We start from the raw sequence: 11,259 nt of genomic DNA, 5'->3' as shown, positions 1-11,259 counted from the left end.
CTACAACCTATATACGTTTGTGTTGCGAAAGTGTTTTCGTCTAGGTTGTCAACATTTATTCAAAGGCGCGGGTAAATAGTTCTGTAATGAGTGGTGAGGTAAGGGCGGAGCCTTGTTGCCCATACGTGTCGTGAAGATAGTGAACTATTGCGTTAAAAAACTTGGTGAAAGCATCTTTATCACCCGTACTACGTTCGTATAGTTCACGCGCACCAATAATACGAATATCGGGACGTGTACCAAAATCACTAGGTGCCCATTCTCTATCCCCAGTAGGATGTTTTTGTATAACTTCTACCAGATAGCATGTGTACTTTTTATATTCCGGTAAACGTTTTGCCTCCATAAATTCTTGATAAAGTTTTTCTTTACCAGAGGCGTTTAAGGTGTTGAATTTATTTTTAACATCAGCGATAACAGGTTGTTGTGTTACCCCAAAAGATCCTTCATGGACAACATCGAATCTTTTACCCGACCCGCCTAGTGACTGCCAGCCAGGAAGGAATCCAATCATTGCCTGGTGAAAGTCACCTATAGCATTACTCAACGCTTTATTTGTTTGACGAATTACTTCTTGTTCTAGCCATTGTTCAACACTTAGGCGTGTTAACGCCGCCTCGAAAACAGTAGCAAAAGGATCAAGGACGTTTTTGTGAATGTTTTTCGTTTCTTTTGCCCGGTGAACCCGGTCAATAACCTTATCAATCTCTTTTTGTAGCACACCCTCGGGGAAGAAATCTACCCCATAAAATGTTGAACCCATGAGTTTAGAATACAATCAGAAATAAACAACCACAACAATATTATGTAACCCTTGCATATGTAAGGGTTACACAATATTGTTGTTAGTATGACACGTGTACATATTTCAGATGCTGCGAGAATGATGAGTGTATCTATTGATACTTTACGACGTTGGGACAAGGGCGGGATTTTACGTGCTACCCGCAATGCTCAAGGAGTACGTCAGTTCAATCTTAACGAAATTCACCATTTAATGAACCAGCGAGCACGGCGAACAGACATGTCTGATCAGCCTGGCATGACGTTTCTTTCTGATCGAGTACCCAATGGGCTGACTGCTATAGATTTATTTGCAGGTGGCGGGGGCACTGCCCTTGGGTTATCGAACGCCGGGTTTACCCATTGTTTGTTATCTGAGATAGATGAAAATGCGGTATCGACGTTACGGTATAACAAGCCTGAATGGAATGTTGTTAGCGGGGACGTACAGAATATTGATTTTCGTTCTTATTATGGGAGGGTTGATCTTGTTGAAGGTGGTTTTCCATGTCAAGCATTTAGTTACGCGGGACGTTCGTTAGGGTTTAACGATACTCGCGGAACACTATTCTTTGAATTTGCCCGCGCTATTCAAGAAGTAATGCCGAAAGCATTTATTGGTGAAAATGTTAAAGGCTTGCTAAGGCACGATAAGGGTAAAACGTTAGCGACAATGAAAAATGTTTTGAAAGATATTCGTGATCCTCATACGGGTGTGGGCTATAAGGTCGCTATTAGGGTTGTGCGTTCTCAATATCATGATGTTCCTCAAAAAAGAGAACGGCTTATCATGATGGGAATTAGAGAAGATATTGGTAATACAGTGTATTTTCCACGTGAACGGGACTATATTGTGCCGTTGTGGGACGCTATTGGGGATTACCCGCAAGGACCGGGGCAAGAATACCCGGCGAAAAAGAAACACGTTCTTGATCTTGTACCAGCCGGAGGATATTGGAAAGATTTACCTTTAGATATTCAAAAAGAATACCTTGGTGGATCTTTTCATCTCAGTGGAGGTAAAACAGGGATGGCACGTCGCTTATCGTGGGACGAACCCTCGCTCACTCTCACATGCTCACCAGCACAAAAACAGACAGAACGGTGCCATCCTGAACAAACACGTCCGTTAAATATTAGAGAATATGCACGCATACAAACATTTCCTGACACGTGGGAGTTTATGGGTAACCTTTCGAGCCAATACCGGCAGATAGGTAACGCCGTCCCGGTCAATTTGGCTTATTATCTTGGAAAATGCGTACAAGCAGCCATCCAGCCCGCAACACGTCATAATCCCATTATTGCGCCCTTTATCGCCCCGGCACACCCAGAAGAATACATATAACAACCCAAAGGGGGGGGCAACAACTATGGTTGCCCCCCCTTGGGTTGTGGAGCCGTTGCGTGCCGGTTGCGGTGGTTATTCTCCCACGAGTGCGCCGGTGAACTTGTTACTGGATACAACAAGGATGGCGAACACGATAGGTGCCACAAGAAGATTACCAATATTTTTTACGCAATAGCTGAGAATACTGCCGCTTGTTACGTCCGCAAAGTCAACAGTGGAGGGGTTTATTTTTGAATAGAGCACGATCACGATAATCAACACGACTCCATGCAAGATAGCTTTAGCATACCGCCGTAGGAAGGTAACACTGATTGATTTTGTTTCTGGATGACCAATAAATGCTAGAGGTAGTGTCGCACAAGATGTGAGGACATATATTTCAACAAACCGTAAAAAGATCATGACGGTTAACGCAATATTTGCTACACACGCAACAATCCAGGGAAGGAAAAGCAACATGACAAGGAAGAACTGATCATACCAGGACATATTATCTACAACACTTACTAGCCGTGAGACCACATTGGATGTTTTTGATTCTTTATATACTGAAACACTCTGTGTAACAGCTTCACCCACACCTTGGATAGCTTTAAGAATCATGTCGGAATTCTTGATAGCAATAACCATTAACACGAGTTTGAGCATGACACCAGCAACCAGGCGCACACCCAACTGTCCATCCCCTTCTACACGGCTTGCTACTCGGGCAAGCTCAAGTGAACAAATGATTCCCACAATTATTGCAGCAACGGGTTTCACACCAGTTTCATTAATAGATGTTGCCATCGTATATGCTGAACTGTTATAGGACGCGGCGCTTTTCATGAGATCGGACGTATCAACAGATGTGCCTAGAATGAATCCAATCATACTAATAATTGCGTCTCCCATAATTACCCTCCTTATCTTTCCTAGCCATTAATCCGTATATATTCCGGGCTGCCATATACAGGCCCTATTTTTGTTCCACTAGCGGGGTTACGTGCAGCAATATGTTGACCGTTACCTAAATAAATACCAACATGACCGGGCCACCACACCAAGTCTCCTGGACGTGCTTCACTAGCAGAGACCCGCCTACCTGCGTTTCTTTGCCCACCCGATGTACGAGGAATGTTGATACCTTTTTGTTTATATACCCACTGTGTGAATCCTGAACAGTCCCACCCGTTAGGTGTTGTACCCGCTGCCTTATAGGGTCGCCCTTCACCCGTTAACGCGATAGCCGCAATTGAACCAGGATCAGTATTAATAGACGATGGAGCCGTCCATCCCGTCTCATTTCGTGGTGGGGCAACCGGGGCAGACATACTTTCAGCGAACCTGTTCACGTCCCGTTTAATCTTCGCAATATAGTTACGAGTCTCCTTGAAAGGTGGAACCCCTCCATGCTTTTGAACATTATCTGGACCCGCATTATAAGCAGCAAGTGCCAGATCGAGAATATCGCCTTGTGCTTGACCGGCACCAATGAGACGCTTCGCGGCCGTAATATGTTCACACATTAAGTGTCCTTGCGAAAAGATCGCGTCAGCCGGGTTATTAATATCTGCTTTACCGTCACCATCACCATCTTTGCCCTTTGTTCTCCATGTACCAGGCATAAACTGGGCAATACCTTGCGCGCCCGCGTGAGATGTTGCTGTGGCGCGGAACCCTGACTCGGCATACAGTTGGGATGCGATAAGAGCCGGTGTTATCTCACTGCAAATCGAGCCAGCCCGCATAATATGTTGGCGGTATTGGTTAGGAACACCCTTCAACCCAACCGCAGTCATGGCACTACCCCTGCTAGGACCTTTCCATGCCCTACCAGCCGGACCGCCCCCGGGCGGGTGTTTACCCCGCGCCATCGCGGGGCGACCACCAGGTGCGCCTTTAAACTCGGGGTTACGCTTAATCACTATCTTCCCTGACGATATATGTCCTTTAACACGAGATAACGGGATAGATTCTGCATAATACTTACCAGCACCATAATTTTCCGTAACAAGTTCCCCACCAACCACGCCATACACAACAGCAACATGACCGCCATACGAGTCATGTCCCTCAGTACCCCGGACAAATGAAACAATATCACCATATTTTGCTTGTGAAGGATCACTAATCGTTTCCCAACCAGGAAGCCCCTTACCCCAATTTTCTCCATTCCCACTCCCAGCACCGCCAGGGGTGAGATTATTGCGCGTATATTTCCACGGTTGCTTCGTCGCCCCCATCATTTTATTCACGCGCCAAAACGCAAAATCTGTACAGTTCCCATAAAAATATTGAGTAGCCGGATTGGCACGTTGAGGTGGAGGTTCCTTACTAAAAATCTCTTTACCAATAGCTTTCCAGTCGCTCGGATAATCATCAAACCGTCCCGACTGTAAAAACAAGACAGCATCCTTCGCGGTAGTAAATCGGGGGTGGTAATCATCATTAACCTCATACTGGCTCGCTGTTTCTTCGCTCACTTTCGCATAAAATAACCAGTTCGTGATGAACGTCGGTAAAATACTGACAACCACCAGGCATATCATCATTGTGACCAAAACGGGCAGTACAGCCGGTAGAGAAGCAATAGATGTTCCGATAGCTTTAAGTACAGCTATCACTGACCGCACGGCAGTAGATACCGCTTTACCTGCCATACGTATAGCTTGCTGACTATTTTTGAGCGCTAGTTTCACCTTACGGGCAGTTTGAGGCATACGTTGAACCATGCGTACATATTTTTTATACGCATAATTCGCGCCCTTGCGCACAACATACCTGCCACCTTTAGCCACACCCTTACCCGCATACTTTAAGGGTTTACCCACACCAAACTTCACAATAGGTTTCGCGCCATAACGGTAGGTAATCTTCACCGTTTTACTAGCAGTCTTTGTTGATCCCTTCAACAACCCACCAGTGATACGTTGACCAGCAAGACCCACCCCGCGCCCCACAAAATCTTGTGGATCGTGTTCCTCATCTAACTGGCGTAAAGCACGCGAGGCTTGCCCGATCCTATGTTCTGGACGGATGTGCTTGCTGATTAGTGAGGTAGAGCCTGAGGGCCGTATAGAGAACTGGCTCATGACGAACCCGCGTTTTTATGTACATCCGAAACACTATCTCGTTCTATAGGCGAGGGAGAAGACGTGGACGTATCAGGAGGTGTCATAAGTGTTATCCCTACAATAGGCTCATCCCCATTAGTGAACGTTTTACTATCGTTTGACCCCCAACACCACAATGCGTCCTTATCATCGACAACACACGTACCAAAATCGGTTGCCATCACACGGACAGCCTGGCGGCTATTGGGCAGATGAACCTCACGCGCCCCCGTTGCTTTATCGCCTTGCTTACCCGAACCTAGCTGGCCCGCATAGTCACTACCCCAACACCACAATGACGTACCCTCATCTTGTGTGATAGCACAAGCATGGACAACACCAGCCGATAGAGACACGATCTTTTTACCCTCAAGTTCTTTCACGGCGGTAGGTTCAACGTGGGAATTGGGTTGTTGACCGGCTTGACTCCATCTGTTGTCCCCCCAACATGTCACGCCTTTACCGGTAGATGCACACACAAAATCTTGACCACCCGCCAACAAAACTACCTTTTTCATAGGTATCTTGTTGTAATGGCTATCGCCTTGAGGTATGCCGAGTTGACCGTGGGTGTTGCTACCTACACATTCCACACCATCTTTTACGACGCTACACGTGTATTTATCACCGCTAACGGATAGATGGGAAGACACATCGTTCTTATCAGGTGTTTGTGGGCGAGTTGCGGTTGTGCGGGGTTGTGTTGGGGTTGGCTTATCCGTCACAGTAGGGGACGAGCCTGGTGTAGTGGGATGGAAGAATACCATCCATGCAGATATGCCGATAGCTATCAGTGCCGCAAGCGCAACACCAAGAAAAATTATAGTTTTTTTCCAATCCCTTCCCTCAATCCGTTCTAACTCCACGTCGTGTGACTCTATAAGCAAAGATGAAGGTTCCATATACTTCTCCTCATTCTCGTTACCCTCAATAATGTGGTGAGTAAACTGTCCAGAATACTGTTCACTATCCACAGGCGACTCTGACCTATCCATCATGTGAGGGCCCGCCCACTCGGCTCTCACCACCGACGAAAGAGTCGAAACGGGAATAGGTGTTAAACCCGGCTTTACCTCAGACGTAGGATCTGGTTGAGGGACAGGCGCAGGACGTGCAGAGCCAGGCTGAGGCTTCGGCGCGGGGTAAGTATCTGCCTGGGGTGCAGGGTTAGCAGGTTGAGTGTCGGGAACCGGAGTTGGAATAAACCCTTCCGGCACTTGTGGGACCTTATATGTGCCAGGACCTTCTTTCAGCGCCGTAACCGCCCACACCTTCAATTCTGGATATGCGTTACGGTGGTGCATGAATCTTTTAAGGCTATTCTCGTCCCAACACGATTGGCGTTGAGCCATCTCATACAAGTCACGTGGTGTAGCATTATCCGGAATATTATTCTTCATGATATTTGCGCCTCCACTTCCCTAAACGTCGTACTAAACACCTTATAAATGTGGGAATCCCTATCCATTGTGTTATCGAACGGGATAACAGACGGGCCCATACGTAACAACCCGTTACCAGGCGGGGTATTCGTGAAATATTCGCGTTGTTGGGCAGACAGCGAGAGTAAATCCACTAGCGCATCGGCATCTGTTGACTGTTGATTGAGTAAGAAAAGCCCGTCAGCGTTCGATAGCATTAACCGGGCACGGTCGTTAGCGAGTAGTTCTTCAATATTTTGGGTGATACCCGTCGCGGCAGCACCCCATTTACGTACACGCTTATAGATCGCTTGACAATATTCTGCTGCTTTATCGTTAGCAAACAAAAGATGGAACTCGTCAATATATAGCCAGGTGCGAACCCCGCGGGACTTGTTGTAAGCAATCCGACTCCACACCTCATCTAACACAACCATCATCCCGAAAGTCTGTAAATCCGACGAAAGATCGGAAATATCGTAGACGGTAATACGGTTGCGTCGGTCAATGTTTGTTTGACCGCTAAACCCGGCACCCGATCCTTCTTTCGTGTACATTTCAAGCTCGACAGCAATTTCTTGTGCCTCACTTTCCTCATAAGAGGCTAGTTTTTCACGTAAATCATTCAACGTGGGCTGATTATCATACGCGCCCGATAAAAAGTCGCGGTACATTGCCCCCGCCGCCCTATCAATCAAGGATCGTTTAATCGACGACAACCCATTTACGCCACCCAACAACACTTCACACAACGTCACAACATATGACGTTTTTTCACGGATAGGGTCGCCTTCACTCCACGCAATATCAGTGTTCAATGCTAACGGGTTAATACAATCCGTACTACCACCACTAATCACCACACGGTTAGCGTGAAGTTCACGCGATAACGGCACATATTCTCGTTCTGGATCAATAATAAGAATCTCGTCATGAGGGCGGCGCAAAAACAGTTGCATCATTTCAAACTTGGCATGTTGGCTTTTACCCGAACCAGACGTACCCAAAATAAACGCATTAGAATTCATGCCCTTGGTACGATCCGCAGCAATCACGTTTTTAGATAGCGCGTTAAGCCCGTAATACATGCCACCCTTCACCATAAGTTCTTGTGTCGTGAACGGCACCATCACCGCGCCCACAGCCGTAGTAATAGTACGGGCTATCGGGATACGGCACACCCCTAAAGGAAGGATCGCGTTAAACGCATCAATCTGCATATACCGTGTGTCCTCCAAAGAACACGAATGTTTACCACACACACGCCTGATACGTTCGACTGCCTCATCAAGTTCATCATTCGTTGTGGCACACACACCCACAATGATCGTTGCCGAAAACAGTTTCTCGTTTGACTTTTCCATCAATTCTCGCAACGCCACCGCTTCACTATACGAATGCTGTAACTCATGGCTCATATGTTCTTCACCCAACCCTTGCTTAGCGAGCTTGCGTTGAGTGTTCGAGCGTTGAATATCCATCGACGCGATCTGGCGTTTGACCAACGCCAACCCTTCGGCTTGATCAATCGGCTTTAAATGCAGAGATAACGCACAATCCAAAGGAATATCCGTGATTTCTTTAATCAGCCTGTCACTCATCCACACGGGAAGGTCACGTAAAATCATCATCTTCCACACCCGTGTACCCTCACTCGTGACAGCCAGCCGATCCTTAGCTTTCACATCCATCACTAGCGGGGCAATAATTTCTTTCGTGGTCAACCCTGAACCCACCATGTCTTCATACGTGAACTCGCGAGCCAATGGACGTAACAGGGACTGGACCAGATTCACGCGCTCCACGCCAGACAGTAAACGTGCTTTACACCCACCCACGCTACGTAACAACGCCTGATCTTCGGTCGCCAGGCGTGAAAGCATCGTGCGTGCCTCGTCCTCGCTCTCCGTTTTTGTTGTCAACGTAATAAATTTCCGGGTTTGAGTGTTCCCATGCGACGTGACACGATGGTTAATCAGATTATTGTAGTCCTGGCGTTGCATATCATACCCATCACCACGCATATCCATACGAATATCTGCAGCCACACGGTCAGCATCTAACACACGGTTAATCACACTAATCTGTATATCCTGGCCCGCTAAATGCCCGTTCAAGAACCGGGCATAACTTTCCACAATATTTTGTTGAGTTTCTTCGGGGGCAAGCTGATATGAAATATCTTCCAGCTCTAACGTCACGCTATAACGACCGTCCCCTAAATACGCTAAACCACTATCCGCTATCCCCTCATATTGGATAAGCTGGGCTGTGCCCATACGTGACTTTTTCTCATTATTACGGGCACGTTGAATAGTTTTCTCTGTTTTTTTCTCACTCTTTGTTTTTTTCCGAACGTTTTTAACGGCTCTTTTCCCACGCGCATCGCCGGGCACGTTCTTTACTGTCGATATTTTTCTTGACATGTTTTTCCACCTCCACTGTTTCTAAAACAAACACTTTTCTACCCCGATACCAGGTGCGGATATACGCGAAATATTTTTCTACCGGCAACCCCATAGGGCGCACCCAACCCAACGCGCCAATACCAACACCTAAACACGTGGTGAGAATTAAACCTAAATCTGTATAGCCCAACCAGAAACACCCACCAAACACGGTGGCGACAACCGGGAGTGTAATCATGACAATCCCGAGTTGCCGCCACGTTAAACCAAAAATAATCTTTGGTTGGTATCCGGTCACCTCACGTGGCACACGAACTTCCAAAGACATAACTCATCATGCCTTTATATCGCGACGCTTTTAAACAGTGCCGCGGCGGCAATAATCATGCCACCACCCACCGCTTGCCACATACCCGACTGGATCTGTTGACCGTTTTGTTCTTTCAAACCACCAGCCAACACGATAATTCCCCACACCGTCCAAATACCACCACCAATAATGGCGAACTTGGAAAACATATCCAGGGCTTGAGCGAGCATATTCATAACAGATTTCCTTTCAATATGACGTAGAACAATAGAAATGTTTTATTCAGCAGCGTGCCGCCCGCGAGATTTTTTAGCCACACCGCCACGACCACGGATCTTTAACCCCACACCAGCGCCAAGCAAACCAACAGAAGCCAACGCAGGTAACATCACATCACCCACGCCCGTCTCAGGAAGACGTGCAGATGAACTCGATGCGGCTACATGCCGACCAGTGGACTTATACACCCGCGCAGATGAATAACCAGTATCCACACGGGACGTATCCTTGTGCACCACACGTGGCGTGGAAGGCGCTACCGGGTTAACAGGCTGGGATGGCTGTGGGGCAGGATCAGAAGGAACCGGGCTTGGCTTGGGTTGAGGCGAGGGAGGAATATCAGGCTCCACCGGCTTCGGATCCGGCTTAGGAGCCGGAGCAGGAGGAGTATCCGGTTGAGGAACCGGATCAGGAGCAGGCTGAGCGGGTTGTGGAACCGGATCAGGCTTAGGTTGAGGGGTAGGAGGCGTGTCACTATCCCCACCCTCACTAGGAGCCGGAGCGGTGGCGAGTGTCCCAGCCACTGTAGGCAAGCTGGATGCAGACGCGCGAGTAGTAGAATATGTGGTCACGTTTTGTGGCGTGTCACTATTAGACGTGTCTGCATACGCGGACGGGGCGAGAGCTAATGACGCTAACCCGGCAGTAGCCAGAGTGGCGATCCATGTTTTTCGCTTCATGATTATGTGTCCTTATCTTTTAACTAGGTGCGGCTATCTGCCGCACGTGAGAGTTACACTCCAAAACAGCAGTTGTTGGAGTGGAAAAAATTGGGGTTAACTGTTCAAGCGCAAGATTGCTTGCCTCATCAACCGTTAACGGCGTATCCGATACCACCACCGCGCCCACGCTATGATCATGGTCGCCTAACGTAAACCGGAACCGCAGATCAGCTTGTTCAAGTTCTTTCAACACGCCCCGAATGTCCCGTTCTCGCATACCACGACCTTTAAACGACCTATATCCAGGAGTAATCACACCCCCGGAAAGTAGCGTGACTAAAGCACCCAAAGCAGCCAAAGAAAGATTTTTCCGCTCACCCACTTCGCTCATATCGGGACAAGTAATATGACGTATCACAACATCACACATAGGGACTCTCTTTCACGTATGGAACGCACAAGCGTTGAAGAAAGATATGAGAAAGGGTGTGGGGAGAGAAAGGGAAAGTTTATGGAGAACAACTTTCTTTCCCCACACCCTGTGAACTACACCATATGGATTGTCGAGTTTGGTGTAGTTGGATACGCGGGAGATCCCATCCCTTTAGTTGTGACAGGCAACCAAACTATGAGGAGGAAACATGCGGACCTCCCACGCACACCCAAAACCAACCTAGTCTTTAACGACTACGGCAGTATCGTCTTCTACCACATCATCGGTTGTTTTACGACGCGAACGTGCTTTCAACGCCACGCCCGCACCAAACAAACCACCAGCAGTAGCGATACCCGCAACAACACCCGTCACGCCCGTATGAGCAAGGGGTGGCGGAGTGGGTTTACCTTCAACTGTTACGGTCTGTTCAGTGTCTTTAATATCATGATGGACAGAAACAATATCGTTGCCATCCTTCACATCTTCAAACACGACAACCTTTTGACCTTCTAAA

Annotated in this window: 11 protein-coding genes; 1 reads left to right on the top strand and 10 read right to left on the bottom strand. The window is 47.7% G+C overall.

The genetic code is table 11. From position 1 onward, the window contains the following. Positions 1 to 55: 55 nt before the first annotated feature. Complete coding sequence (locus tag G445_RS11000) at positions 56 to 763, bottom strand: Eco47II family restriction endonuclease (protein ID WP_022867044.1); 708 nt, start codon at positions 761 to 763, stop codon at positions 56 to 58. 87 nt (positions 764 to 850) lie between these two features. Here G445_RS11000 and dcm point away from each other — a divergent pair, with 87 nt between their 5' ends. Then, positions 851 to 2,131 (top strand): DNA (cytosine-5-)-methyltransferase, encoded by a 1,281-nt coding sequence (gene dcm / locus G445_RS0108170; protein WP_022867043.1) that lies wholly within the window; start codon positions 851 to 853, stop codon positions 2,129 to 2,131. Positions 2,132 to 2,206: 75 nt separating this feature from the next. Here dcm and G445_RS0108165 read toward each other — a convergent pair whose 3' ends face one another. From G445_RS0108165 to G445_RS11680, 9 genes are all read right to left on the bottom strand, one after another. Beyond that, on the bottom strand, positions 2,207 to 3,028 hold the full coding sequence (locus tag G445_RS0108165) for a type IV secretion system protein (RefSeq protein ID WP_022867042.1): 822 nt from the start codon (positions 3,026 to 3,028) through the stop codon (positions 2,207 to 2,209). A gap of 20 nt (positions 3,029 to 3,048) precedes the next feature. Continuing rightward, positions 3,049 to 5,208: an NlpC/P60 family protein gene (locus G445_RS10995; protein ID WP_022867041.1), complete on the bottom strand. Its 2,160-nt coding sequence runs from the start codon at positions 5,206 to 5,208 to the stop codon at positions 3,049 to 3,051. Continuing rightward, complete coding sequence (locus tag G445_RS0108155) at positions 5,205 to 6,629, bottom strand: RCC1 domain-containing protein (protein WP_022867040.1); 1,425 nt, start codon at positions 6,627 to 6,629, stop codon at positions 5,205 to 5,207. The genes G445_RS10995 and G445_RS0108155 overlap by 4 nt, the downstream gene beginning before the upstream one ends. Next, positions 6,626 to 8,929 carry a VirB4-like conjugal transfer ATPase, CD1110 family gene (locus G445_RS10475; protein ID WP_306718344.1) on the bottom strand — a complete coding sequence of 768 codons (2,304 nt, stop codon included), beginning with the start codon at positions 8,927 to 8,929 and terminating at the stop codon, positions 6,626 to 6,628. Before G445_RS10475 ends, G445_RS0108155 begins: the two co-directional genes overlap by 4 nt. An 82-nt stretch (positions 8,930 to 9,011) precedes the next feature. Then, the gene (locus tag G445_RS10470) at positions 9,012 to 9,386 is read right to left on the bottom strand and encodes a PrgI family protein (protein ID WP_022867038.1); all 375 of its coding nucleotides are present in this window, start codon (positions 9,384 to 9,386) and stop codon (positions 9,012 to 9,014) included. Positions 9,387 to 9,400: 14 nt separating this feature from the next. Then, positions 9,401 to 9,604, bottom strand: a complete 204-nt coding sequence (locus tag G445_RS0108140; RefSeq protein ID WP_022867037.1) for a hypothetical protein — start codon at positions 9,602 to 9,604, stop codon at positions 9,401 to 9,403. A gap of 42 nt (positions 9,605 to 9,646) precedes the next feature. Next, positions 9,647 to 10,327 (bottom strand): hypothetical protein, encoded by a 681-nt coding sequence (locus G445_RS11580; RefSeq protein WP_156825589.1) that lies wholly within the window; start codon positions 10,325 to 10,327, stop codon positions 9,647 to 9,649. A 19-nt stretch (positions 10,328 to 10,346) separates the two neighbouring features. After that, positions 10,347 to 10,700: a hypothetical protein gene (locus G445_RS0108130; RefSeq protein ID WP_156825588.1), complete on the bottom strand. Its 354-nt coding sequence runs from the start codon at positions 10,698 to 10,700 to the stop codon at positions 10,347 to 10,349. A 282-nt stretch (positions 10,701 to 10,982) separates the two neighbouring features. After that, on the bottom strand, positions 10,983 to 11,259 hold a 277-nt coding region (locus tag G445_RS11680), incomplete at its 5' end, for a hypothetical protein (RefSeq protein ID WP_040431016.1).

The organism is Actinotignum urinale DSM 15805, assembly GCF_000420445.1.
Taxonomy (GTDB): domain Bacteria; phylum Actinomycetota; class Actinomycetes; order Actinomycetales; family Actinomycetaceae; genus Actinotignum; species Actinotignum urinale.
This window is presented reverse-complemented; position numbering and strand designations above follow the sequence as displayed.

What these genes read in the sequence shown, in the direction of transcription:
- G445_RS11000 (WP_022867044.1), bottom strand. Translation starts at nt 763, where the DNA reads ATGGGTTCAACATTTTATGGGGTAGATTTCTTCCCCGAGGGTGTGCTA.
- dcm (WP_022867043.1), top strand. Translation starts at nt 851, where the DNA reads ATGACACGTGTACATATTTCAGATGCTGCGAGAATGATGAGTGTATCT.
- G445_RS0108165 (WP_022867042.1), bottom strand. Translation starts at nt 3,028, where the DNA reads ATGGGAGACGCAATTATTAGTATGATTGGATTCATTCTAGGCACATCT.
- G445_RS10995 (WP_022867041.1), bottom strand. Translation starts at nt 5,208, where the DNA reads ATGAGCCAGTTCTCTATACGGCCCTCAGGCTCTACCTCACTAATCAGC.
- G445_RS0108155 (WP_022867040.1), bottom strand. Translation starts at nt 6,629, where the DNA reads ATGAAGAATAATATTCCGGATAATGCTACACCACGTGACTTGTATGAG.
- G445_RS10475 (WP_306718344.1), bottom strand. Translation starts at nt 8,929, where the DNA reads ATGGGCACAGCCCAGCTTATCCAATATGAGGGGATAGCGGATAGTGGT.
- G445_RS10470 (WP_022867038.1), bottom strand. Translation starts at nt 9,386, where the DNA reads ATGTCTTTGGAAGTTCGTGTGCCACGTGAGGTGACCGGATACCAACCA.
- G445_RS0108140 (WP_022867037.1), bottom strand. Translation starts at nt 9,604, where the DNA reads ATGAATATGCTCGCTCAAGCCCTGGATATGTTTTCCAAGTTCGCCATT.
- G445_RS11580 (WP_156825589.1), bottom strand. Translation starts at nt 10,327, where the DNA reads ATGAAGCGAAAAACATGGATCGCCACTCTGGCTACTGCCGGGTTAGCG.
- G445_RS0108130 (WP_156825588.1), bottom strand. Translation starts at nt 10,700, where the DNA reads ATGAGCGAAGTGGGTGAGCGGAAAAATCTTTCTTTGGCTGCTTTGGGT.